Source organism: Halorubrum depositum (assembly GCF_007671725.1).
In the GTDB taxonomy this organism is placed as follows: domain Archaea; phylum Halobacteriota; class Halobacteria; order Halobacteriales; family Haloferacaceae; genus Halorubrum; species Halorubrum depositum.
In genome coordinates this window covers 984,701-1,006,908 of record NZ_VCNM01000002.1, presented here as the reverse complement: position 1 = coordinate 1,006,908, position 22,208 = coordinate 984,701, and the positions used below count along the sequence as shown (strand labels likewise).

Below are 22,208 nucleotides of genomic sequence, written 5' to 3'. Positions count from 1 at the left end.
GTTGGCCTAAAAACCGAAGCGGTTAAATCTTTTTAGGCTAGCCTAAAAGTATGCCCAGAGACGACGCGGCACGCGGAGCACCGACTCGCAGAGCGTTCGCGAAGTACGGCGGCGCGGTCGCCCTCGGCGGCCTCCTCGCCGGCTGCACCGGCGGCGGCGACGGCGCCGACGGCGGTGGCGGCGCGGAGAGCGGCGACGGCGACGCGGAGAGCAACTCGACGGCCTCGACCGAATCGGAACCCGACGACGACGCGTCCGCCGGGCTCCCGTACACCGCCTCCATGGAACCCGTCGGCGAGGTGACCTTCGAGGCGGTCCCGGAGCGGTGGATCGCGTACGACGGCGGCTTCGCGGACATGGCCGTCGCGCTGGGGAAAGGCGACGGGCTGGCCGGCATCGGCAACGCCGACCGGTACTACACGTACGTCTACGACGAGCTCCCGGGCGTCGAGGTCGACCGGAGCCCGATCGAGGCGTACCCTGAGGTCAGGACGAAAGAGGAGTTCTACGAGCTCGACGCTGACCTCCATCTGTACGACCCCCAGATGCTCGTCAACTGGTTCGACTGGGGGGAAGGCGACGTCGAGGAGATCCGCGACAACGTCGCCCCGTTCTTCGGCAACCTGATCTTCCGGCGGTCGGACGGGTGGCACGACTACCGGTACTACACGCTGTACGAGGCGTTCGAGCGGGTCGCGGCGGCGTTCGACGAGCGCGAGCGCTACGAGGCGTTCGCCGAGCTCCACGAGTCGTTCATCGCGGACGTGCAATCGCGCCTTCCGCCAGCGGACGACCGGCCGAGGGTGTTCCTGACGTTCGAGGGAACCGACGAGCCGGAGACGTTCTCTCCGTACCGACTGGTCGACAAGGGGACGAGCAAGAAGCAGTGGCTCGATCTGGGCGTGACCGACGCGCTCGCGGGGACGGACGTCGAGAACCTCAGCACCACGAACCGCGGCGAACTCGACTACGAGAACCTGCTCGAAGTGGACCCCGACGTGATCCTCGTCCGCGGGCACGAGCGCAAATCCCCGACGGAGTTCCGCGACACCGTCCTCGCGTACATGGAGGACCACCCCGTCGGAAGCGAGCTCACGGCGGTCCAGAACGGCCGCGTCTACCGCGGCGGCTACCTCTACCAGGGGCCGATCCACAACCTCTTCCTGACCGAACGGGCCGCGAAGCAGATGTATCCGGACGAGTTCGGCCCCGTCACCGACGACGCGGAGCTGTTCGACCGGCAGCGCGTCGCGGACATCGTCAACGGGGACCTGTAGATGCGCGCCCGCGAGTGGGCCGTCGCGGCGACCTACGGCGACCCGACCGACTACGACGTCCCGGCGCTGCCCGCGTGGCGGGTCGAACGCGGCGCGTGCGGAGACCTCGCGTTCGCGGCGACCGACGGCGAGGAGCCGTTCATCGCCGCCGCCAACCCGGTTCGGGTGCGGCGATGACCGGTCCGTCCTCGCTCTCTCGGCTCCCGGGGCCGGTCGCGACGCGCGACCGAAGCCACTTCCTCGTTCCGCTCGTGTCGACGGGTATGGATTCGAACCACGCGTCGGCGGCCCAGCACCGAGACCGTCTCCGACGAAGCGGACGGGTGTTCGACCGATGACCGAGACACGGACCACCGAGCGCGACGTGGTCGTCGTCGGCGGCGGCGTCGCCGGGCTCTCGGCGGCCGTCTTCACGGCGCGCCAGGGGCTCGACACGCTCGTCGTCGACCCGGGCGAGTCGCTCCTCCGACGGAACGCTCACTTGGAGAACTTCCCCGGGTTCCCGCTCGGCGTCAACGCCCGCCAGCTGCTCGACCTCCTCGGCGAGCAGGCCGAGACCGCCGGCGCGGACCGGCTCGACGCCCGAGTGACGCGGGTCGAGATCATCGACGCGGTCGACTCCGGCAACGCCGACGACACGGACGAGACCGATCCGAACGACGACGCCCGGTTCGCCGTCACCACCGACGGCGACGACCGGATCCGGACGCGGTACGTCGTCGCGGCGACGAAGAACGAGGTCGGCTACCTCGACGGCGTCGACGGCGTCGGGATCCTCGACCGCGGGAAGGCGTACATCGACGTCGACGAGCGCGGCCGGACCGGCGTCGACGGGCTGTACGCGGCGGGGCGGCTCGCGGAGAAACCCCACCAGGCCGCGGTGTGCGCCGGCCACGGCGCCGAGGTCGCGGTCACGCTGTTGGAGGACGACGACGCGCCCTTCTACCACGACTGGGTGGCGCCGGAGGGGTACTTCACCGACCGCGGCCGCGACCTGCCGCCGGGCTGCGAGGAGATCGGCGCCGACGAGCGCCGCGAGCGCGAGGCCGCCTCGCTGGACGCGACCCGCGAGCGGTTCGCGGAGCCGCACCCCGACCCGCAGGAGACCCACCCGAGCCTGGAGGAGTAGCGCGACGTTCGGTGCGGCTCTCCCGCGTTATCTCCCGTCAGCCTCAGTCCCGCCCGCTTCGGTCGGCTCGCCGGCCTCGATCCGAACGAGGTCGGCCTCCACGTCCTCGACGAAGGCGCCCTTCCCGCCGACGGTGACGGTCCCCTCGTCGGTCTCCACGACGAGCGAGTGCTGGACCGGGAACTCGTTGTTCGTCGGCTCGACCGTCCCCTGTTTCGCCGCGACGACGCGCCCGACGACCTCGGCGGCCTCGCCGCTCTCGGTCCACCGTCCGCCGACGGTCACGCGCGGCGTCTCGCCGGCGCGGAGGCGGAGCGTCGCCTGCAGGACGGCGTGCCGAAAGTTCTCGTACTCGACGGGAAGCGGCGCCGGCGGCGCGGTCGCGACCTCGCTCGCGGCCGGCCAGTAGTTCCCGAGGAAGGAGCCGACGATGACGGGCGCGAGCTGCTCCTGCGAGAAGCGGATCGCCTGCCGGTCGGTGTCGGACCGGCGGAGCAGCTCGGGCGGCGCGACGACGCCGGCCGCGGAGTCGACGGTGAGCAGCGTGGGCATCGCCTCGCCCCACGTCCGGACGACGCTGGCGACGCCCTCGAGGTCGACCGCGTCGCCGTCGGAGTCGACCGCCTCCCCGTCGGCGCCTCCGACCGACGTCCTCTCGACGTCGGAGACGACGAGGAGCACGAGCACGCCCCGGTCGACCGCGTCCGCGAGCGACTCTCGGACCTCCGGGAGGTGGTCGGCCGCGATCGACAGCGTCACCTCCGACTCCGCGTCGTCGAGCAGCGACCGGATCCGCTTGACGACGGTGACGCGGGACTTGATCACCTCGAACTGTTCGGCCCGCCGCTCCACCCGCGAGAAGCGCTCCTCCAGGCCGGGCCGGATCGCGTCGACGTCCGAGCGGAGGCGGTCGATGACCTCGTCGGGCGGGTTCGCGCGGATCGTCGTCGGCACGACGTGGTCGTTCACCTCGACGAATCCGCGGTCCGCGAGCGACTCGCTCACGCTGTAGACGTAGCGCTTCGACACGCCGGCGGCGTCAGCGATCGTGCTCGCCTTCGCCTCGCCGTGCGCCAAGAGACTGAGATACGTGTCGATCTCCTTGTCCGAGAGCCCGAATCGGCGGAGGAGGTCGTTCAGCGTCCGGTCGTCCATACGGACAGAGGACGGGGCGTCCTCTTATAAGGGCCGGACGACGCGGCGGTCGCGGGAGCGGGAGTCGCGACGGAGAGGGCCCTATCTGAGGACGGCGACGGCGTCGACGGCGACCTCGGGTCCGACCGCGCGGTCGCCGAACAGGTCGGTCTCGATCCCGTCCGGAACCCGAACGATCGCCGGCTCGCTCCCGAAGTTGACGACGACGATGAGGTGGATATCCTCTCCGCCCGCCGCGTCGCCGTCTGCCGCGTCGCCGTCCGCCTCGTCGCCCCCCTCCGCCGTCCGGGCCCACGCGGTCACCCGATCGGGGTCGCCGTCGACGACGCGTACGTCAGCGGCGGAGTCGTCGAACGCGACGGCGCCTTCCCGCAGGAGCGGCTCGCGCTCGCGGAGCGCGGCGAGCTCGCGGTGGAAGTCGGTGAGGTCGTTGTCGCCGTCGTGCCAGCGGATCGGGCCCCGGTACGTCTCGTTGCCGCGCTCCTGGCCGGCGTATATCATCGGCGCGCCGGGGAGCGCGAAGACGGTCGCGGCGGCGGCCTTCAGGGCGTCGCGGCCGTGCTCGGCGAGGTACCGCTCTTCGTCGTGGTTCTCGACGTAGCGGAGCTGCGCGCCCGGGTCGTCGAAGCCGAGCCACGCGGCGCGGTCGAACGCCTCGGCGACCGCGTCCGCGGGCGCCCTGCCGGCGCCGACCTCGCCGAGGGCCCCGTACAGCGAGCTGTCGTAGTGGAGGTCGAACTCCCCCTCGCCGTAGAAGGGGTCGTGCGGGAGCGTCTCGTCGAGCAGGAGGACGTCGTCGGGGACGCGGTCGGCGACCTCCTTCCAGAAGCCGTGCGGGACGCCCCACGCCACGTCGGCGCGGAAGCCGTCGACCACGGCGGCCCACTCGTCGACCACGTCCAGCAGCCACTCACGGACGGTCGGACTGTCGAAGTTGAGGTTGGGGATCCGCCGCCAGTCGAAGTAGTACTCCGGCATGTCGCCGGGCGCAAGCTCCGCCCAGTCCGTTCCGGTCACGTCGAAGTCGCCGTCGGCCCGCCGGTAGTGGTCGGCGTACTCCTCGACGCCAGCGGCGTGCATCTGGAACGCGGGGTGGTCCCGGGAGGTGTGGTTGATAACGAGGTCGAAGATCACCCGGATCCCGGCGTCGTGACAGGTCTCGACGAGCGACTCGAACGCCGCCCGGGAGCCGAGGTCGCTCGCCGTCTCGTAGTAGTCGGTGACGTGGTAGCCGTGCTCCGTCGGCGAGGCGAGCACGGGCGTCAGCCAGAGCGCGTCCACGTGCAGGCTCTCTAAGTACGGTACGCGGCGCTCGATCTCGCGGAACGTGGTCGGCAGGGTGTCGCCCGCGAACGACCGGACGAAGACCTCGTAGATCGTCGGCGCGTCGGCCCACGCCGGCGGCGCGTGGGGGTCGGTGACCGCGACCGGCGCGCCGTCGCCTTCGGCTGTCCGTCCGTCGTCGCCGTCACGCCCGATCCGCACCGTCTCAGCCGCCCCGTACCGCTCCGCGTGCGGGACCGCGTGGACCCTGAGTCCGTCGCCGTCGAGCGCGTCGTCCGGGATCTCCCCGAGCGGGACGGCGAGCGTGGTTCCGTCTGCGAGCGACTCGATCCGCGCGACCGCCTCGGGGGTCGCGTCGCGGTCGTCGACGAGGAACTCGACGCCGACGGCGGACGCGCTCGGCTCGTCGCGGTCGCCCAGCGCGGGCGGCGCGTCGACGTCGGCCGTCAGGACGACTGCAGGCTCGCCGCTTCCGGTGTCCGTCCCGCCTTTGCCGTCCCCGCCGCCCTCGACGCGCGCGTCGAGCGACAGCCGGGGGCGTCCGGGGCCCGGGACCTCGACGACGTCGCCGCGCTCGTCGCCGAGGTCGTCGTTGGCGACGAATCCGAACCGGTGGCGGCCCGGGGGCACGCGGGTCTCGAGGACCCAGTCGTCGCCGTCGCGCTCGGGGCGGTCGCGGGCGAGGAGGCGCTCGTTGTGCGCCCACATTAGCGAGACGCGGTCGACGTCGGCGTCGGCGACCGGGAGGTCCGCGGCCGGGACGCGGAGTTCGACCTCCCGGCGCTCGTCCGGGAAGGCGCGCACGCGCTGGCGGTGCGTCCCGTCGGGCGCATGGAGCGTCAGGACGTAGGTCCCCGGCGCGTCCGGCCGGAGGTGGACGACCGGGGAGTCGGACCGACTCGTCGCGCCGCGGGCGAGGACCGGCGGGCTTCCCGTTCGTCCGCCCTCGCTCTCGGCTCGTGGCCCGTCGCCGGCGTCGACGGCGCTCGCGGCCGGCGCGTCGCGGACCGCCCACTCGTACGTCCCGTCCGGGTCCGGGGACCGCGGCGCCAGCTCGACCGACTCGCCGACGCTCGTCGTCCGCGGGGGTCCGGGCTCGTGCATGGGGGTACCCGGGCGCCCCCCGGCTTGAGGGTTTCCGTCTCTGAAACTCACGAACAATAATTACACCAAAACTTCATACGCTGAGGGGCCGTTCGTCCGCGTAATGCAACTCCGCGACGCGCTCGACGACTACAAGCGCAACGCCGGACACGCCACCCGGTTCCCCGGTGAACGGCGGACCGTCACGGGGCGGTTCTCCGGGGGCGAGGGGCGGCTCGTCCACGTCGACGGCGACGGCGAGCTCCGCGACTTCGGCTACCCGCTGACCGGGCAGACGGGGCTGGTCCGCTCGCGGATCGGGCTCGCGGTCGGCGACGAGATCACCTGGCTCGACGAGACTTCAACCGAACAGCGGTACGTCGGCGACGCGACGCTGATCGAGACCGTCCACGAGGCGGACGCCGCCACCGTGACCCGCCACGACGTCACGCTCGGGGACGCGCACGTCACGCGCGCGACGGTCGACGTCGGCGAGGACGGGCACGCGAACGTCGATCCCGACGCCCTCTCGCTCGTCGTCTACGCCCGATTCGCCCCGGACGGCCGCGATGACCGGATCGGCCAGCTCCGGTACGACGACGCGGTTGAGGTGTACCACGCCGACGAGCGCGACTTCCTCGCGAGCGCCACCGGCTTCTCGGACCTCCGCGGTCAGCTCCCGGCGACGTTCCACGAGCTCGTCGACGACGCCCCCACCGACCTCCCCCGCGATCGCGACAGCGACCGCTACGAGGAGGAGCGCCTCTCCGGCGAGGTGATCGCCGACGTCCCCTTCGATGGCGGCGTCGCGACGGTCGCGTCGCTGCTGACCGACCGCGACGAGACTCCGCGCGAGGCGGCCCGCGCCCGGCTCGACGAGCTGTTCTCGGAGCTCGACTCCGTCGACGCGCTCGCCGCGGCGGCGGACGAAACGACGCCCTCGGTCCCCGCGTCGGCGCCGGCCCGCGAGTCGCTGATCGCCGACCTCCGCGTGCTCTCGCTGCTCTCGGCCGAGTCGGGTCTCCGGATCGCCGGCCCCGACTTCGACCCGTTCTACGCGACCTCCGGCGGCTACGGCTACACGTGGTTTCGTGACGACGCGGAAATCTCGACGTTCCTGCTCGGCGCCGACGACCGGCTCGGGCTCGGGCTCGACGACTGGCACGCCCGCTCGGCCGAGATGTACGTCGCAACCCAGCGCCCGGACGGCTCGTGGCCTCACCGCGTGTGGCCGCGGAACGGCGCGCTCGCGCCCGGCTGGGCGAACGCCCGCATCGAGGACGGTCCCGACGTCGACTACCAGGCCGACCAGACCGGGAGCGTCATCGCCTACCTCGCGCAGGCGCGGGCGACCGGTGTCGACGTCCCCGACCTCGACGCGACCCTCGTCGCCGCGCTCGCCGGGCTCGACGAGACGCTGGAGGACGACGGCCGCCCCGTCGTCTGTCAGAACGCGTGGGAGGACAGCGCCGGACGCTTCGCCCACACCGCGGCGACGTTCCTCGAGGCGTACAGCGAGCTCGCGCTCCCCGGCGACGGGCTCGACGCCGGCGCGCTCGAAGCCGGGACGGACGCCGCCGATTCCCCCGACGGCGACGCGGCCGCCCCCGGTGCCGACTTCGACGCGGACGCTCTTCCGGACGACCTCGCCGGCCACGCCCGCGACCAGGCGACGCGGGTGTACGACGCGCTCGACGACCTCTGGGTCCCCGAGCGCGGCTGTTACGCGCTCCGCGAGACGCCCGAGGGAGCGATCGACGACAGGCTCGACTCCTCGACGCTGTCGCTGGCGAGCGCGCACCGGTCGTACGACGCGCTCGGCGAGAGCGACGGGAGCGGCGGGGCGAGCGGGGCCGTCGACGACGAGCGCCTCGACCGGCTCGTCTCGCACGTGGAGACGGTCGTCGACGGGCTCGCCCACGAGAGCGACGAGATATCGGGACTAATCCGGTACGAGGGCGACGGGTGGCGGCGGGCCGGGCAGCTCTCGGAGAAGGTGTGGACCGTCTCGACGGCGTGGGGCGCGAACGCCTGCGCGGAGCTCGCGGCCCTGCTCGCGGCTCACGACGATCCGCGCGCCGACCGGATGGCCGAGCGCGCCCGCGAGCTCCTCGCGCACGTCTCGCCGGGCGGAACGCTGTGCGAGTCGACGAGCTACCTCCCGGAGCAGTTCTTCGACGACGGGACGCCCGACAGCGCGACCCCGCTCGGCTGGCCGCACGCCATCCGGCTGGCGACGGTCGCGCTGCTCGACGACCGCGACCTGCTGACGGCCGACCCCGTCCCGGCCGACGACTGACCCGGAGCGATCGGCGACGCGATTCGACCGACGCGGTGTCGGGGTCGTCGTCGGAGACGGGACGACCGCGGTCTCACGTCGCGTCCGCGAGCGCGGCGCCGCCGATCTGCTGGACGACGTAGTAGACGATGATCGAGACGGTGACCAGCGGGTCGGCGAACGGCAGCGAGACCAGCAGCGCGATCCCGAGGTTCTTCAGGTTCGTGGTGAAAAACAGGGAGAACGCCCGGTCCCGGTCGATGCCGAACGCGCGCTGACAGCCCGCGGTGAGCGCCGCGCCGACGCCGAACAGGAGGCCTGAGACGCCGACGACGGCGAGCAGCGCCGCGGCGTCGACCCCGCCGACGCCGGCGCCGGCCACGGCCGTGTAGATCAGGAGGAGTATCGCGAGCGTCGAACTTCGCTCGATCGCCTCGGTCGACAGCGCGTCGGTCGGGACGGCCGCCGCGAGCAGCACCCCGCCGCCGACGATCACGGCCAGGTCCGTGAGGATCGACGCGGTCGGCACGGCGATACGCGAGCCGACGAGCCGGGTGAGCACGAGAGGAGTCGCCACCGGCGCGAGGAGCAGCGACGCGATCGAGGTGAGCGTCGCCAGCTGTACGTCGCCGCGCGCGAGCCGCGTCCAGATTATCGCGCTCCCCGCGGTCGTCGGCACAGAGAGCGCGATCGCGAACCCGAGGGCGGGCGCGTCCCCGAGCGCGACCGCGACGAGACGCATTCCCGCGAGCGGCAACACGACGTACGAGAGACAGAGCGAGAGGGCCACGACCGCGACGTACGACGAGTAGTCGATCGACGCGAACCGGACCCCCCGGAGCGACGTGAACACGAGGAAGACGACGAGCGGCGTGATCAGCGGATCGAGGTACGGCGACAGCTGCGGAACGAGAACGCCGACGGCGGCGGCCCCGAGCACGAGGAGAACGTTCGAGAACCGCGAGACTGGACCCCGGATCATCTGTGAAATCGACGTGGAATGAGATGTCGCCGGCGGTCGGTTAATAACCCGATGGTTACGGTCACGGGTCCTCACCGCGCGCCTCGCTCCGCCGGCGGCGGCGGTCAGCGACGCTCGCGACTCGCCTTCGATGCTCCGTTTCGAGTCCGACGCCGACCGTGCCGGGAGGCCCCGTCGGCACCGGTCCGGTCCCCCCTACCGCCACTCGGCGCGCGGCACGCAGTCGGCCTCCCGGACCGTGATCCACCGCGTCGTCCGCTCGTCGGGATCGCGGTCCCGTTCGAAGAACGTCACCTCCCCGTCTCCAGAGCCGTCGTCGGTCCGCCTGCAGACGAGCTCCGGGCGCTCGGCACGGACACGCGTCGATGACGTGGACATACGTCGCGATTCGCTCGGCATCACATAATAACTGTTGATTTCGATCGATACTATTGAAAACTACAACAGTTGTGAATGGTAATTATTCTCTTCCGAGTAAGGACGGACGACGGCTCGGCTACAACCGGACGGGAACGCCGCGCTCGTCGAGGTACCGCTTCGTCTCCTCGATGGTGTAGTCGCCGAAGTGGAAGATGGAGGCCGCGAGCCCCGCGTCGGCGTTCGCCTCGGTGAACACCTCGTACATGTCCTCGGGGCCGCCGCAGCCGGAGGAGGCGATGACGGGGGTCGAGACGGCGTCGCAGACGGCCGTCATCAGCGGGATGTCGTAGCCGTCCTTCGTCCCGTCCATGTCGATGGAGTTGACGAACAGCTCGCCGGCGCCGCGCTCCTCGGCCTCCTTCGCCCACGAGACGGTGTCGATCCCGGTTCCCTCGCGGCCGCCCTTCTTCGTGCATTCGAACCACACCGTCTCGCCGTCGTCGTCCTCGTAGAAGTGCTCGCCCGCGTCGTCGTGTCGGCGGCGCGCGTCGACGGAGATGACGATACACTGGCTGCCGAACGCCGCGGCGCCCTCCTCGATGAGCTCGGGGCGCTCCAGGGCGCCGGTCGTGATCGAGACCTTGTCGGCGCCCGCGCGGAGCGTCTCCTTGATGTCGGCCTTCGTGCGAATTCCGCCGCCGACCGTGAGGGGGATGAAACACTCGTCTGCGACCGCGTTCACCACGTCGAGCATCGTCTCGCGCCCCTCGGCGCTCGCGGTGATGTCGAGGAAGACGAACTCGTCGGCGCCCGCGGCGTTGTACTTCTTCGCCAGCTCGACGGGGTCGCCGGTGTACTCCAAGTTCTCGAAGTTGACGCCCGTGTACACCGCCGCGTCCCCGTCGTCGTCGAGGTCGACGTCGATACAGGGGATGATCCGCTTCGTGAGTCCCATTCGTTACCGGCGGTAGACGACGACGGAGGTTAAAAGGCGCGGGGACGGACGAGCGCTCCGCGCCGGCGGTCGGTCAGCGGTCGACCGATCGTCCGTCGGTCCCTTCGTGGGCGGCCCGTCACTCCTCCCGCTCCCGCCGGTCGTACTTCGCCACGGCGCGGTCGGCCCGGTCGGTGATCCCGTTCGGGTTTCGGGCCGGGCTCCGGTCGCGACCGCGGGCGACGAGCCCGTCCGAGCCACCGCCCGCGAGCCCGACGAGCACGTCGCGGCCGGTCGCGGCCCACCGGGAGGGCGTCGACTCGCCGCGGACCACGTCGACGGCCGCGCCGATCGCGTCTGTCGCGGCGTGCGACCCGACCCGTGCCACCACCGTCGGCCTGACGCCGTAGTTCTTTAAGAGTCGGTAGGCGAGCGCCCGGTACTTCCAGCCCCACTCGCGGGCGCTGCGCCCGCCGTCGGCCGCGGTCGGGCTCGGCAGCTCCTTCGTCGCGGCGAGGTCGTCTCGCCACGCGACCTCGCGGCCCATCCGCGCGAGCCGGTGGGCCGCGTCACGCGCGCCGCCGGTCCGGAGGTACTCGTCGAAGCCGTCGAGGTCCCGGAGCGTCTCTCGCCGGAAGGCGACGTTCCCGCCCGCGAAGTAGGTCACGTCGCGGCCCGCGATCGTCCGGCGTTCGGGGCCGGTGTTCGGCTCGTCCACGTTGTCCGCTTCGTTCGCGTCGTTCGCGCCGTTCGCGTCCGCGTCGTCCTCGGCGCCGGCGCTGTCCCCCTCACCGTCAGCACCCGCCTCGGTCCGACGGGAGGGTTCGGCCGGCGTCACCGGTCCCGTCACCGCGTCGGCGTCGGCGAGGCCGGTTCGGAGGGCGTCGAGCCATCCCTCGCCGATCCGGTTGTCGTAGTCGACCAGCGCGACTGCGTCGCCGGTCGCGACCTCGATGCCGGCGTTGCGGGCGACGTTGACCGTGCGGTCCGAGATCTCCACGAGCACGTCGACGTCGTCGCGGTCGCGGACCATCCCGGTCGTCCCGTCCGCGGAGGGGCCGTTGGCGACGATCACCTCGGCGGCTGGGGCGTGCGTCGCCAGCGCGTCGAGACAGGCGGCCAGCCGGTCCCGCCCGTTGAGGGTCGGTACGACGACCGAGAGCTCCATACGCTCGGGTATCGGGACGAGGGATTAAAAAGGGCTCCGTGCGGCGTCGACGGTCGGTTCGCTCCGACGGTCGAGCGACCGGCTCAGATAGTCAGGTAGTACACCTGTTTGCGCGCGTCCTTGAAGCTGTAGCGGGAGTCGACGAGCCCCTCCTCCTCCAGGCGGTTGAGCGCGTAGCGAACGGTCCGGTCGGGCAGGAGCGACTCCTCCGCGAGTCCGCCCTGCGAGAGCGGCGAGTCGCCCTCGAGCACTTTGGCGACGAGCTTGGCGCTTGGCGGTAGCTCGCGCAGACGATCGCGATATTCGCTCTCCGAGAGGCGGTCCTGGTCGGCGGTCTCCGCTGGACTGGTACTCATGTTACTTCTGAACTCTTTGCCTATTGGTAAAGGTTAGCTACATATTGGGGAATCCGATTGGGATAATATAATGTGTTAATATCACGTTTGGGTGTGGAAATTATGCCGATCGATCAGGTAGAATTCTCCCGGTTTCCGCCGTACGCGTCTCTGCGACCCCCAACCCCCGCGTTCGCCCGCTGACGGCCGCCGTCCACGTCCCTACCCCCGCGTCGCCCCCGGGCGACGTCGGCGCCGTCCCCGACCGCATCCAGTACGGTTTTGTCGGTCGGGCTTGCAGTACGGACAACGTGAAGGGACAGGACTGGTACCAGGCCGACGAGGTCGCGGAGGAGTACGAGGACGTCCGATTCTCGGGCGGCGGCGAGCTCATCGATCGACGCGAGAAGGAGGCGGTGCTCTCCGCGCTCGGACCGATCGAGGAGGGTCACCGCGTGCTGGAGGTCGCCTGCGGAACCGGCCGGTTCACGACCATGCTCGCGGACCGGGGCGCCGACATCGTCGGCATCGACATCTCCCGGGAGATGCTCGAACAGGGCCGCGCGAAGGCGGTCGAAGGGGGGTTGTCGGACCACGTGGAGTTCGTTCGCGGCGACGCCTCGCGGCTCCCGTTCCCGGACGACCACTTCGATACGGTGGTCGCGATGCGCTTCTTCCACCTGATGGACGACCCGGTGCCGTTCGCCCGGGAGCTGTGCCGCGTCAGCGCGGATCAGGTGTTCTTCGACACGTTCAACCGCCGCAGCCTCCGGACGCTGTACACCTGGCTGCTCCCGATGGGCTCTCGGCTCTACTCCGAGCGACAGGTCGTCGACATGCTCCGCGCTGCGGACCTCACGCTCGCCGGCGAGGAGCACGACTTCGTGCTGCCGTACGGCTTCTACCGCGAGCTCCCCGGTCCCGTCGCGAAGCCCTTCCGCGTCCTCGACGAGTTCGTCGGCGACACGATTCCGGGCGACTACGTGGCGTCGGTCTCCTACTGGGACGCCCGCGTCTCCGCCGACGGCGACGACTGATCTGCCCCGCCGACGGCGACGACCGACTCCCTTCCCCTCGACGTCACCGCCGCCCGACAGCCTCCCGTCCCGCGCGACCGCGTCCCGCCCAACGCCCCAGCGCGACCGCGTCCCGCCGAACGCCCCCGCGCGACCGCGTCCCGCGCGACTCAGTACGTGTGGACGACCTCGCCGCACCGGAGACACTCGATCGTGTCGCTCCGGAACAGCCGCTCCTTCTTCTCCGTCGGCCCGTTACACTCGGGGCAGACACCGAGATTCCGCCCGTCCGCGACGCGCGCGGAGAGGTCGAGGAACCGGTTCTCCAGCGTCTCGATCCGCTCGGACTGCTCTTCGACCACGGACTCGAGCGCCTCGACGCGGTCCTCGTACGTGTCGAGCGCCTCCACGTCGATGGCCGTCGTCCCCGCGGGTTCCGTCTCCGTCGTCCGCTCCGTCCCCTCTTCCGTGTCGTCCGCCGTTCGGGTCGCCGTCTCGGTCTCGTCGTTCGCCATGCGGGTACTACGGACGCCAGAGCGGTTTCGTTTCGGGTCACTGGTAAGGTCCGCGCCGTCGGCGACGGTCGACACCGGACGGAGACCGCGGTCGTTCGCGGCGCCGAGCGCGCTCAGACCCGCGGAACCGGTGTTTCTTTCTAGGCTTCACTATTAATATAAAATCTCGTTCCGATCCGGCGAGAACGCGTACCTTACTATGCTGTGTCGAAGTTGATTGTTTTATGGGCGGTATCCGTAACTGCGTATGGATCCGACAGTACTACAGGCAGGGTTCGACGTCCTCGGGGACGGCCGGCCCGAAACGCTGTGGCTAGGTATCGGGACGCTATTCATGCTCGTCGGGACCTTCTACTTCATCGCCAAGGGCTGGGGGGTCACGGACAAGGAGGCCCGTGAGTACTACGCGATCACGATCCTCGTGCCGGGCATCGCGTCGGCCGCGTACCTGTCGATGTTCTTCGGCATCGGGTTGTCGGAGGTCGAAGTCGTCGGGCGCGGGACGCTCGAAATCTACTACGCGCGGTACGCCGACTGGCTGTTCACCACGCCGCTGCTGCTGCTCGACCTGTGTCTCCTCGCCAAGGTCGACCGGGTCACCACCGGGACGCTCATCGGCGTCGACGCGCTGATGATCGTCACCGGCCTCATCGGCGCCCTCTCGGAGACGATGCTCGCGCGGTACTCCTGGTGGCTGTTCAGCACGATCGCGTTCGTCTTCGTGCTGTACTACCTCCTGACGAGCCTCCGCAGCGCGGCGAAGCAGCGCTCGGAAGAGGTACAGAGCACGTTCAACACCCTGACCGCGCTGGTGGCGGTCCTCTGGACGGCCTACCCGATCCTGTGGATCCTCGGGACCGAGGGCGCGGCCGTCGTCGGCCTCGGCGTCGAGACGCTCGCGTTCATGGTGCTCGACGTGACCGCGAAGGTCGGGTTCGGGTTCGTCCTGCTGCGCAGCCGCGCCATCCTCGGTGACACCGAGGCGCCGGAGCCGTCCGCCGGCGAGGCGTCGGCCGCCGACTGAGGGCTCTCGCCCCTTCGAACCGACCGAAGAATCGTTGTAGCACCTTTTTGTACGACTCAACGGGTATGTCTGACGACTCGTACGACCCCGTCGCCGTACTGAACATCGGGTCGGTCGTCGGGATCGGGGTCTGCGCCGTTCTGGCGGCCGTCGGGATGTTCGCGCTGCCGACGCTCCGGCGGTACGGGCTCGGGTTCACCGCCGCGTTCTGGACCGTCTCGGCCGTGGAGCTGCTCGCGGCGATCGGCATCGCCTACTTCGTCCACAACCTCCACGAGGAGCGCGGGTAATCCGCTCCCGCTCACCGAGGACGCGGTCGGTCGGCGCCGACGCTCAGTCCCGGGGCGGAACGGCCCGCCCCTCGCCGTCGCTCACCGAGGGCGCGGTCTCGGCGATCGCGCGCTCGAAGTGGTCGACGTCGACCGCGATCGCCTCGCTCGGCCCGTCGGCACCGCCCCCGTCGACGATCGTCTCCTCGATGGCGAGCATCGCGGCCTCGCGGACCAGGGCGGCGATGTCGCCGCCGCTGTAGCCCGAGGTCCGCGCCGCCAGCGCGTCGAGGTCGACCGACGGGGTCGTCGGCGTGTCGCGGGCGTGGATCCCGAGGATCTCCCGGCGGGCCGCCTCGTCGGGCAGCGGGGTCTCGACCGCCTTCTCGATCCGCCCCGGCCGCAGCAGCGCCTCGTCGATCGAGTCGGGGCGGTTGGTCGCCGCGACGACGACCACGTCGGTCAGGGGCTCGAGCCCGTCGAGCTCCGTCAGCAGCTGGGAGACGACGCGCTCGCCGGCGCCCGTGTCGTCGCCGCTCCGCTTCGGGGAAATGGCGTCGACCTCGTCGAAGAAGACGACCGCCGGAGCGTTCTCCCGCGCCGTCGCGAACAGGTCCCGGACCGCCCGCTCGCTCGCCCCGACGTAGCGGTTGAGCAGCTCCGGCCCGTTCACGGAGATGAAGTTCGCGTCGCTGAGGCTGGCCGCGGCCCGAGCAAGCAGCGTCTTCCCGGTGCCGGGCGGCCCGTACAGCAGCACGCCGGAGGGCGGCTCGATGCCGGCGCGCTCGAAGCGGTCGGCGTACTCCAGGGGTCAGTAGACGGCGCGGACGATCTCGCGTTTCGCCGCCTCCAGCCCCCCGACCTCGTCCCACGAGACCGACGGGACGTCGACGGCGACGTCCCTGAGCCCGCCGGGGTCGATCGACGCCATCGCGGCGTCGAGGTCGGCCCGCCGGACCGCGGTGTCCTCCTCGCGCCGCACCGCCCGCTCCAGCGCGGCGTCGACGAGCACCGCGACGTCGGCGAGGACGAACCCGTTGATCCGCGTCGCCGTCTCCGCGAAGTCGACGTCCGCCGCGAGCGGGACGTCGCGCGCGACGCTCTCTAAGGCCGCCCGCCGGTCCTCGACGCTCAGCGGCGCGAGCTCGACCTCGCGGTCGAACCGCCCACCGCGCCGCAGCGCCTCGGGGACGCGGTCGGCGTCCGTGGTCACCCCGATCGCCACCGTCCCGTCGGTGGCCCGTAGCCCGTCGAGCGTCTCGCGGAGGCGGTCGCCGAGCGTCGCGGCGGCGCCGTCGTCGCCGAGGACCTCGAGGTCGTCGAGCAGGACCACCGCCCGGTCGGCGTCGCTCGCGGCCTCGACGACGCGGTCGAGCCGGCGCTCGCGGTCGCTCGCGCCCTCGCCGCGCAGCCGTGCGGCCGAGGCCCGAACGAGGGTCGCGTCGACCGCGGCCGCGACCGCCTCGACGAGCGTCGTCTTCCCGGCTCCCCGCGGTCCGCACAGCAGGAGCCCGAGCGTCGTCGGCCGGCCGGCCGCCGCGAACGACTCGCGCCCGTCGAGCCGGGTCGCGGCGGCCTCGCGAAGCTCACGGAACGTCTCGGCGGGCACGGCACCGTCGATCCCGGACGCGTCGGGCTCGCTGACGACCGCCGCCGTCCCCTCCTCCGTCTCGACCTCGATCTCGGTCTCCTCGCCCACGATCCCGGGCGAGGACGGCGCCACGTCGTCGACGACGAACGTCAGCCGCAGCGCGCCGCCGAGCAGCGCCGCCCCCACCTCGTCGCCGACCGAGACGGCTGTCCCGTCGAGACGCCGCCGGATGGCGGCCGCCGCGCGGGTGAGGTCCATCGCCTCGTCGAGCCGGAGCGTGACCGCGGACGCCGAGACGGCGTCGACCGGATCGAGCGTCACCGCGTCGCCGATCTCGGCGTCCGCGTTCCGGCGGATCGGCTCGGGCAGCCGGGCCCCGTCGGGATCGCCGTCGACGCGAGCCGCGACCGCGACGGTCGTCCGGCCGCCCCGGACGCTCACGGGGTCGCCGTCCTCGATGCCGAGTTCCGCCAAGACGGAGGGGGAGAGCCCGACTCGGCGGTCCCCGACCGATTCGGGGACGTCCGCGACCGGCAGTCGAACGCTCATGTTCGGCATGGTCGTCGGGAGAACCGCTCGTCGGCGACGCTCGTCGACGTCATGTGACGGGATACGCGCGGATCGCACATAGTAGCCACGACGGTTCGGGTCGTCCCGGCCGCCCTCGGTTCCCTCTCGCTCGGCGTCGTCGTTACGCCGACTCCTCGACGACCTCGCCGACCGCGAAGTTGGACTTGACCTCCGTGATCTCGATCTTCACGCGCTCGCCGACCTCCGTGTCGGGGACGATGATCACGTAGCCTCGCTCGACGCGGGCGATGCCGTCGCCCTGCTTGCCGAGATCTTCGATCTCCACGTAGCGCATCTCGCCCGGCTCGACCGGGGGCTGCGGCCCGTCGTCGTCGCGGGACGCCGAGACGTCGGTGCCCCCGTCGGCGTCGTCGCCCGCCTCGGTCTCCGAGCGCGAGATGAGCGCGACCCGGTACGTCTCGCCCGGTTCCAGCGATCCGGTCTCGATCTCGCGGCGCGGGACGTCGACGACGTACTCGCCGTCCGCCTCGCGAACGTCGGCGCTGAACAGACAGAGGAGCTTCTCTGAGATCTCCATAGTAGAGTTCACCCGTACGTGGCGACGGACCAGTATAGTTGTACCGCCGGCCCGGATCCGCGCGGCGCCGAGCGCCTCGCGGTCGACGACGTTCGAACGGCCCTCGATACCAGTTAACGAATAAACATATATCGGTCGGCGCCGACGTTTCCGCTATGAACCCTCCGTTCGGCACCGCCAGACGCCGTCGTATCGCCGTCGCCCTCGCGATCGTCGCGCTCCTCTTCCCGCTCGCGACTGGGATCGCGGCGGCCCAGTCTGCTCAGGGGGCGTCCGGAACGATCGTCGTCGACGAGGGCGAGACGGTCGACGGGATCGAAGGCGTCGCCGGGACGATCGTCGTCCGCGGCACCGTCGACGGCGATCTCTCCGGCGCGGCCGGTTCGATCCGCGTCGCGGAGACCGGTCGCGTCGCCGGAAACGTTCGGGCCGCCGCCGGGACGATAACCGTCGACGGAACGGTCGGCGGGAACGTCGAGGCCGGCGCCGGCTCGTTCGAACTGACCGACACCGGTCGGATCGACGGCTCGCTCGACATCGGCGCCGGCTCGATAACCGTCGACGGCGCGGTCGGCGGCGACGTTCGGGCGGCCGCCGATTCGGTCGTCCTCGGCCCGAACGCGGACGTCGGCGGGGAGTTCCGGTACGACGCCGAGACGTTCACCGAGAGTCCGGACGCGACGGTCGCCGGCGGCGTGGTCGAGGACGACGGCCTCCGCGGCGACACCGGGATCGCGTTCGGACCTGACCTCGTGCCCTCGTGGGCCGGCTCCGCGTACGGCGTCGCCGTCAACCTCGCGCTGGGCGCCGTGCTCCTGCTCGCCTTCCCCCGATTCTCGCGCGGTGTCGCCGACCGCGTCGGCGGCGACGCGCTCCGCAGCGGCGGCGTCGGCCTGATCGCACTGATCGTGACGCCGATCCTCCTCGTCCTCGTGGCGATCACGGTCGTCGGGATTCCCCTCGCGCTCGTTGGGATCGGGGCGTACATCGTCGCGATCTGGGTCGGCTCCGTGTACGGTCGGTACGCCCTCGGATCGTTGGTCCTCGACCGGCTCGACAGGCCGAATCGGTGGATCGCTCTCCTCGTCGGCGTCCTCGGCGTCGCCGCGATCGGGCTCGTTCCGTGGGTCGGCGGTCTCGTCGACTTCGTCGTGCTGCTGCTCGGGCTCGGGGCGCTCGGAATCGCGCTGCTGGACCGGTACCGCGGCGGCTCCGGAGTCGCCTCCGAGCCGGGGTCGGTCACCGCGGAGTGACCGCGGCGCTCGTGAGCGGGGGTCCCGGTTCGGACCTCCGGGCTCCGGCCCGTTCCGGCGCGCGTCCTCACGTCGACCGCCGCCGTTGGGCAACGCCTTTCTCCCGGCCCGCCGAACCCGGGATCATGACCGACCTCGACTTCCGGTACGGCGCCGTCTCGCCCCCGATCGTGACCCCGTTCGACGCCGACGGCGACGTCGACGCCGACGCGCTCGCGAGCCACGTCTCGACTCTCGTCGACGCCGGCCTCGACGGGATGGTCCCCTGCGGCACCACGGGGGAGTTCGCCAGCCTCACCGACGCGGAGCGCCGGACGGTCGTCGAGACGACGGTCGAGGCGGCCGACGGCCGGATCCCCGTGATCGCGGGCGCGGCGGACACGACGGTGTCGGGCGTCCTCGACTCGCTCCGGGCCGCCGACGCGGCCGGCGCGGACGCGGGGCTGATCACGCTCCCGTACTACCACAACTCGACAGCGCCGGCCGGCCAGCGGGCGTTCCTCGACGCGGTCGCCGACGAGACGCCCCTGCCGCTCGTCCTCTACGACATCCCGTCGACGGTCGGCGAGGCGATCGACCCCGACGTCCTCGCCGCCGTGGCCGAGCGCGAGTCGGTCGTCGGGCTGAAGGACACGAGCGGCGACATCTCAGCGGTCGACGTCGCCGTCGACCGGACCCCCGAGGAGTTCACCGTCTTCCAGGGCGTCGACGCCCTGCTGTATCCGAGCGCGTCGCTCGGCGTCGACGGCGGGATCCACGCCCTCTCGCAGGTGATCCCGGAGGTATTCGTCGCCCTCGGCGAGGCGCTCCGCGACGGCGACGACGACCGCGCGCTGACGCTCCACCGCCGGGCGATCGCGCCGCTGTTCGACCGGTGCGGGGACCACGGGTTCGCGCCCGCGACGAAGGTCGCGGCCGCGCACCGCGGGTTCATCCCGGACGCCCGGGTCCGCCCGCCGCTCACGCTCCCCGACGACGCGGCCCGAGAGGAGATCGTCGCCGACGTGGACGCGGCGCTCGACGTCGTCTGAAGGCCGTCGACCGGCGATGAGTCTCAGGTCTCACTCCCCGTCGACTGGCGTCCCGTCGCCCTCCTTCGGTCCTTCCGAGTCGAAGACGACGACGTCGCCGTCGGCGCGCTCCGCGGCCGCCGGGTCGTAGCCGTCGCGCACGCCGATCGCCTCCTCCAGCTCGCGGACCGCGCGCTCTTTGAGCGACGCGGCGAGCGCCTCGGCGTCTTCGCGGGAGATATCGCGATCGAGCCCCTCGCACTCGTGGGCGCGGACGATTCCGGCCTCGTCGACCGCCTCTCCCATCGGCTGGCTCGTCCCGTCGAGCGCGACGCTGAACGGGTAGGTCCGGCAGATGAGCGGTCTGGAATCGTGGACCGCGCAGGCGCCCACACCGTCCGTCTCCTCGTAGAAGGTGCAGTCCCCGCAGTCGTCGGTCGCGAGCGCCCACTCGAACGTCTCGCCCGTCGGCTCGCCGTCGTCGCCCTCGGAGAGCCCGAACGGCATCGGACGGGCGACGTCGCGCCAGTCGTACGACTCGCCGAACCGCTTCTCGGCCGCGGTCGCGACCGCGCGGACCTCGTCCGGGAAGACGGTCGCCGTGTGGGGCTCGCGCTCGGGAGCGGCGGAATCGTCTTCGGGGTCGTCCGCCCCCTCCCCCGCCGGCGCGCCGCCCGGCTCGTCGGGGGCGTACCCCGTACAGCAGCCCCCGCAGCGCGTGCACTCGAAGCCCATCGCCTCGATGGCGTCGGCGAGGTCGTCGACGGCGAGCCCGCGGGCCCGCGAGAGCTCGGCTTCGAGCGGTTCCATGGGGGTCGGTTGCGGCGCGGTCGGGTTAACGTCGTCCCTTCTCGGAGACAGCGACCGCGGCGCCTCCCGAGGGCCGCGAGTCCCGCTCCGCCGAAGGAGCGAAGTGCGACCGCTCCCTACCCGCGGCCGTGAAGAAGTACGAGCGGAAGGGGCTCCTCGAACGCGTGAACCGCGAGGCCGCGACGGTGGGCGCGGACATCCCCGAGGAGATCGAGGTCCAGGGGGAGCCGATCGAACTGCGGTCGTTCGTCTTCGAGATCAAGCGGCGCGACTCGATCCCCTCGGGCGAGCGCGACCGCGTCGAGCGCGCGAAGCGGAACCTCCGCCGCGAGCGGTTAGAGCGGCTCGAACCCATCGAGGAGAACGAGGTGAGCTACGAGGAGGGCGAGGAGCTCGCGGCGTCGATCATCGGGATCGACCGCGCGCTGGAGGCGTTAGAGGGGCTCGACGCTCCCGACCCGGAGACGGAGGAGCAGCGCCAGAAGGCCGCCGACCGCAAGCGCTGGATGAGCTTCCTGAAGAAGGCGCTCGGGCGCGACGACGCCGGCGGAGCGAGCGGGCGGACGCGGTTCTGACGGGAGCGGCGTCCGGAACCGGAGGCGGTTCCGACGGCGCGCCTCAGGCCGACTCGAACCGGAGCCGGTAGTCGTAGTATCGGTCCCCGTAGCGGATCCGCTCGGATCCCGATTCGGTCCACGCCGCGTCTTTCCGAACGTTGCCGTCGATGTACGGGCGCTCGTGCAACGCCCGAAGCAGCTCCGCGTAGCCGTCCGAGTACGGGTGTGACTCCTCGTACCCGCCGTGTCTGGCGGCCTCGATCACCTCCCTCGCGTCGGCCGAGAGGTCGTCGTCGTCGATCCGCGCGCCGACCGTCTGCGCTCGGAGGATCGCCTCCATCCCCTCCGTCGACTCCGCGACCGGCTCGGCGACGGCGCGGTAGACGGGCTCGTAGAACTGCTCGCGGGTGACTTCGACCCGATAGGCCGAGTCTCGGTAGGTGACGCGGTCTGGTCCGTCCGCCGCGGGCAGTTCGCTCGCGTCGACCGCGTCCGCGTCGCGGTAGACGTAGCCGCCGCGTTCCACCAATCCGACCGGGACGCCGCCCGGATTCCCTCGCGCCCGCGTCGACTTGTGCGCGATTTCCACGGCGTTGCGGTCGCTTTCCGGGAGCGTCTGTGTCTCGACGGCGTCGGTCTCGTCGTCATTGTCGGTCTCACCGTCGTCGTCGGCCTCGAACAGGCGGAGCACGGGTCGTGTCTCGACCGCCTCGTTGACGACGACGGAGTCCAGCCGGTAGTACGTCTCCTCGTGGACGGCGTACGTCGGATCGTCGGTCGCGGCCGGGAGCGGTTTCCGGTACTGAGCGGTGTACCGCTCTCCGTCGCGGGCGGCCGCGAACGCCGCCTGGTTCCACCTCGGATCGCTCTCCGCGGGGTCGATGACGGCGCCGTCTCGGAGGGTCTCTCCCGCGTCGTCGAGCGAGAGTCTCAGGACTCGGCCGTCGCCGTCGTCGTTCGCGGGACCGCCCGTCACTGATCCGTCGAGACAGCCGGCGACCGCGCCTGCCGCCGCGGCGAGACCGGTGGCGAGCACTCGGCGTCTGGAGGGCTTCGGATCGCTCATACCC

23 protein-coding genes are annotated in these 22,208 nt (G+C 71.5%); 10 read left to right on the top strand and 13 right to left on the bottom strand.

Annotated features, from left to right (window positions below):
• Positions 1 to 50: 50 nt before the first annotated feature.
• From FGM06_RS12510 to FGM06_RS12505, 3 genes are all read left to right on the top strand, one after another.
• On the top strand, positions 51 to 1,277 hold the full coding sequence (locus FGM06_RS12510; protein WP_144799569.1) for an ABC transporter substrate-binding protein: 1,227 nt from the start codon (positions 51 to 53) through the stop codon (positions 1,275 to 1,277).
• Positions 1,278 to 1,454 carry a hypothetical protein gene (locus tag FGM06_RS16080; RefSeq protein WP_186311015.1) on the top strand — a complete coding sequence of 59 codons (177 nt, stop codon included), beginning with the start codon at positions 1,278 to 1,280 and terminating at the stop codon, positions 1,452 to 1,454.
• A gap of 157 nt (positions 1,455 to 1,611) precedes the next feature.
• Complete coding sequence (locus FGM06_RS12505; RefSeq protein ID WP_144799568.1) at positions 1,612 to 2,406, top strand: FAD-dependent oxidoreductase; 795 nt, start codon at positions 1,612 to 1,614, stop codon at positions 2,404 to 2,406.
• A 27-nt stretch (positions 2,407 to 2,433) separates the two neighbouring features.
• Here the strand turns inward: FGM06_RS12505 and FGM06_RS12500 are convergent, their stop codons facing one another.
• Both FGM06_RS12500 and FGM06_RS12495 read right to left on the bottom strand, forming a co-directional pair.
• Complete coding sequence (locus FGM06_RS12500) at positions 2,434 to 3,561, bottom strand: TrmB family transcriptional regulator (RefSeq protein ID WP_144799567.1); 1,128 nt, start codon at positions 3,559 to 3,561, stop codon at positions 2,434 to 2,436.
• 81 nt (positions 3,562 to 3,642) lie between these two features.
• Positions 3,643 to 5,949, bottom strand: coding sequence for an alpha-amylase family glycosyl hydrolase (locus tag FGM06_RS12495; protein WP_144799566.1), 2,307 nt, complete (start codon positions 5,947 to 5,949; stop codon positions 3,643 to 3,645).
• A gap of 103 nt (positions 5,950 to 6,052) precedes the next feature.
• Between FGM06_RS12495 and FGM06_RS12490 the strand changes: the two genes are divergently transcribed.
• Entirely contained in the window at positions 6,053 to 8,227 is a 2,175-nt protein-coding gene (locus FGM06_RS12490; RefSeq protein ID WP_144799565.1) for a glycoside hydrolase family 15 protein, read from the top strand.
• 73 nt (positions 8,228 to 8,300) lie between these two features.
• On the opposite strand, the gene FGM06_RS12485 is transcribed toward FGM06_RS12490, so the two are convergent.
• From FGM06_RS12485 to FGM06_RS12465, 5 genes are all read right to left on the bottom strand, one after another.
• Positions 8,301 to 9,188 carry a bile acid:sodium symporter gene (locus FGM06_RS12485; RefSeq protein WP_144799564.1) on the bottom strand — a complete coding sequence of 296 codons (888 nt, stop codon included), beginning with the start codon at positions 9,186 to 9,188 and terminating at the stop codon, positions 8,301 to 8,303.
• Between the two features lie 195 nt (positions 9,189 to 9,383).
• On the bottom strand, positions 9,384 to 9,566 hold the full coding sequence (locus FGM06_RS12480; RefSeq protein ID WP_144799563.1) for a DUF7511 domain-containing protein: 183 nt from the start codon (positions 9,564 to 9,566) through the stop codon (positions 9,384 to 9,386).
• 118 nt (positions 9,567 to 9,684) lie between these two features.
• Entirely contained in the window at positions 9,685 to 10,503 is an 819-nt protein-coding gene (gene hisF, locus FGM06_RS12475; protein WP_144799562.1) for an imidazole glycerol phosphate synthase subunit HisF, read from the bottom strand.
• A 118-nt stretch (positions 10,504 to 10,621) separates the two neighbouring features.
• Complete coding sequence (locus FGM06_RS12470) at positions 10,622 to 11,650, bottom strand: glycosyltransferase family 2 protein (RefSeq protein WP_144799561.1); 1,029 nt, start codon at positions 11,648 to 11,650, stop codon at positions 10,622 to 10,624.
• An 83-nt stretch (positions 11,651 to 11,733) separates the two neighbouring features.
• On the bottom strand, positions 11,734 to 12,006 hold the full coding sequence (locus tag FGM06_RS12465) for a helix-turn-helix domain-containing protein (RefSeq protein WP_144799560.1): 273 nt from the start codon (positions 12,004 to 12,006) through the stop codon (positions 11,734 to 11,736).
• A 290-nt stretch (positions 12,007 to 12,296) separates the two neighbouring features.
• Between FGM06_RS12465 and FGM06_RS12460 the strand changes: the two genes are divergently transcribed.
• Positions 12,297 to 13,022, top strand: a complete 726-nt coding sequence (locus FGM06_RS12460; RefSeq protein WP_144799559.1) for a class I SAM-dependent methyltransferase — start codon at positions 12,297 to 12,299, stop codon at positions 13,020 to 13,022.
• A gap of 149 nt (positions 13,023 to 13,171) precedes the next feature.
• Here FGM06_RS12460 and FGM06_RS12455 read toward each other — a convergent pair whose 3' ends face one another.
• Positions 13,172 to 13,516: a hypothetical protein gene (locus tag FGM06_RS12455; RefSeq protein WP_144799558.1), complete on the bottom strand. Its 345-nt coding sequence runs from the start codon at positions 13,514 to 13,516 to the stop codon at positions 13,172 to 13,174.
• Positions 13,517 to 13,763: 247 nt separating this feature from the next.
• Between FGM06_RS12455 and FGM06_RS12450 the strand changes: the two genes are divergently transcribed.
• Positions 13,764 to 14,540 (top strand): bacteriorhodopsin, encoded by a 777-nt coding sequence (locus FGM06_RS12450; RefSeq protein ID WP_144799557.1) that lies wholly within the window; start codon positions 13,764 to 13,766, stop codon positions 14,538 to 14,540.
• Positions 14,541 to 14,605: 65 nt separating this feature from the next.
• The gene (locus FGM06_RS12445) at positions 14,606 to 14,830 is read left to right on the top strand and encodes a hypothetical protein (protein ID WP_186311014.1); all 225 of its coding nucleotides are present in this window, start codon (positions 14,606 to 14,608) and stop codon (positions 14,828 to 14,830) included.
• 43 nt (positions 14,831 to 14,873) lie between these two features.
• On the opposite strand, the gene FGM06_RS16490 is transcribed toward FGM06_RS12445, so the two are convergent.
• The 3 genes from FGM06_RS16490 to FGM06_RS12435 form a co-directional block, all read right to left on the bottom strand.
• Complete coding sequence (locus FGM06_RS16490; protein WP_343195298.1) at positions 14,874 to 15,617, bottom strand: AAA family ATPase; 744 nt, start codon at positions 15,615 to 15,617, stop codon at positions 14,874 to 14,876.
• Positions 15,618 to 15,620: 3 nt separating this feature from the next.
• A complete protein-coding gene (locus FGM06_RS16485; protein ID WP_241662572.1) occupies positions 15,621 to 16,949 on the bottom strand; it encodes an AAA family ATPase in 1,329 nt (442 codons plus the stop codon).
• Between the two features lie 142 nt (positions 16,950 to 17,091).
• Positions 17,092 to 17,508, bottom strand: a complete 417-nt coding sequence (locus tag FGM06_RS12435; RefSeq protein ID WP_144799556.1) for a TRAM domain-containing protein — start codon at positions 17,506 to 17,508, stop codon at positions 17,092 to 17,094.
• Between the two features lie 155 nt (positions 17,509 to 17,663).
• Between FGM06_RS12435 and FGM06_RS12430 the strand changes: the two genes are divergently transcribed.
• Together FGM06_RS12430 and FGM06_RS12425 are read left to right on the top strand one after the other, a co-directional pair.
• Positions 17,664 to 18,761: a bactofilin family protein gene (locus FGM06_RS12430; RefSeq protein WP_144799555.1), complete on the top strand. Its 1,098-nt coding sequence runs from the start codon at positions 17,664 to 17,666 to the stop codon at positions 18,759 to 18,761.
• A gap of 125 nt (positions 18,762 to 18,886) precedes the next feature.
• A complete protein-coding gene (locus FGM06_RS12425) occupies positions 18,887 to 19,792 on the top strand; it encodes a dihydrodipicolinate synthase family protein (protein ID WP_144799554.1) in 906 nt (301 codons plus the stop codon).
• 30 nt (positions 19,793 to 19,822) lie between these two features.
• On the opposite strand, the gene FGM06_RS12420 is transcribed toward FGM06_RS12425, so the two are convergent.
• Positions 19,823 to 20,581, bottom strand: coding sequence for a YkgJ family cysteine cluster protein (locus FGM06_RS12420; RefSeq protein ID WP_144799553.1), 759 nt, complete (start codon positions 20,579 to 20,581; stop codon positions 19,823 to 19,825).
• A gap of 128 nt (positions 20,582 to 20,709) precedes the next feature.
• Here FGM06_RS12420 and FGM06_RS12415 point away from each other — a divergent pair, with 128 nt between their 5' ends.
• Complete coding sequence (locus tag FGM06_RS12415; protein ID WP_144799552.1) at positions 20,710 to 21,156, top strand: DUF5788 family protein; 447 nt, start codon at positions 20,710 to 20,712, stop codon at positions 21,154 to 21,156.
• Positions 21,157 to 21,199: 43 nt separating this feature from the next.
• Here FGM06_RS12415 and FGM06_RS12410 read toward each other — a convergent pair whose 3' ends face one another.
• Positions 21,200 to 22,204: a hypothetical protein gene (locus FGM06_RS12410; protein ID WP_144799551.1), complete on the bottom strand. Its 1,005-nt coding sequence runs from the start codon at positions 22,202 to 22,204 to the stop codon at positions 21,200 to 21,202.
• Positions 22,205 to 22,208 lie beyond the last annotated feature (4 nt).

Excerpts from the sequence above, each read along its gene's own strand:
- FGM06_RS12430 (WP_144799555.1), top strand. The coding sequence starts at position 17,664 with ATGAACCCTCCGTTCGGCACCGCCAGACGCCGTCGTATCGCCGTCGCC.
- hisF (WP_144799562.1), bottom strand. The coding sequence starts at position 10,503 with ATGGGACTCACGAAGCGGATCATCCCCTGTATCGACGTCGACCTCGAC.
- FGM06_RS12450 (WP_144799557.1), top strand. The coding sequence starts at position 13,764 with ATGGATCCGACAGTACTACAGGCAGGGTTCGACGTCCTCGGGGACGGC.
- FGM06_RS12495 (WP_144799566.1), bottom strand. The coding sequence starts at position 5,949 with ATGCACGAGCCCGGACCCCCGCGGACGACGAGCGTCGGCGAGTCGGTC.
- FGM06_RS12485 (WP_144799564.1), bottom strand. The coding sequence starts at position 9,188 with ATGATCCGGGGTCCAGTCTCGCGGTTCTCGAACGTTCTCCTCGTGCTC.
- FGM06_RS12470 (WP_144799561.1), bottom strand. The coding sequence starts at position 11,650 with ATGGAGCTCTCGGTCGTCGTACCGACCCTCAACGGGCGGGACCGGCTG.
- FGM06_RS12420 (WP_144799553.1), bottom strand. The coding sequence starts at position 20,581 with ATGGAACCGCTCGAAGCCGAGCTCTCGCGGGCCCGCGGGCTCGCCGTC.
- FGM06_RS12480 (WP_144799563.1), bottom strand. The coding sequence starts at position 9,566 with ATGTCCACGTCATCGACGCGTGTCCGTGCCGAGCGCCCGGAGCTCGTC.
- FGM06_RS12410 (WP_144799551.1), bottom strand. The coding sequence starts at position 22,204 with ATGAGCGATCCGAAGCCCTCCAGACGCCGAGTGCTCGCCACCGGTCTC.
- FGM06_RS12505 (WP_144799568.1), top strand. The coding sequence starts at position 1,612 with ATGACCGAGACACGGACCACCGAGCGCGACGTGGTCGTCGTCGGCGGC.
- FGM06_RS12435 (WP_144799556.1), bottom strand. The coding sequence starts at position 17,508 with ATGGAGATCTCAGAGAAGCTCCTCTGTCTGTTCAGCGCCGACGTTCGC.
- FGM06_RS12445 (WP_186311014.1), top strand. The coding sequence starts at position 14,606 with ATGTCTGACGACTCGTACGACCCCGTCGCCGTACTGAACATCGGGTCG.
- FGM06_RS16080 (WP_186311015.1), top strand. The coding sequence starts at position 1,278 with ATGCGCGCCCGCGAGTGGGCCGTCGCGGCGACCTACGGCGACCCGACC.
- FGM06_RS12425 (WP_144799554.1), top strand. The coding sequence starts at position 18,887 with ATGACCGACCTCGACTTCCGGTACGGCGCCGTCTCGCCCCCGATCGTG.
- FGM06_RS12465 (WP_144799560.1), bottom strand. The coding sequence starts at position 12,006 with ATGAGTACCAGTCCAGCGGAGACCGCCGACCAGGACCGCCTCTCGGAG.
- FGM06_RS12510 (WP_144799569.1), top strand. The coding sequence starts at position 51 with ATGCCCAGAGACGACGCGGCACGCGGAGCACCGACTCGCAGAGCGTTC.
- FGM06_RS12455 (WP_144799558.1), bottom strand. The coding sequence starts at position 13,516 with ATGGCGAACGACGAGACCGAGACGGCGACCCGAACGGCGGACGACACG.
- FGM06_RS12490 (WP_144799565.1), top strand. The coding sequence starts at position 6,053 with ATGCAACTCCGCGACGCGCTCGACGACTACAAGCGCAACGCCGGACAC.
- FGM06_RS12500 (WP_144799567.1), bottom strand. The coding sequence starts at position 3,561 with ATGGACGACCGGACGCTGAACGACCTCCTCCGCCGATTCGGGCTCTCG.
- FGM06_RS16485 (WP_241662572.1), bottom strand. The coding sequence starts at position 16,949 with ATGAGCGTTCGACTGCCGGTCGCGGACGTCCCCGAATCGGTCGGGGAC.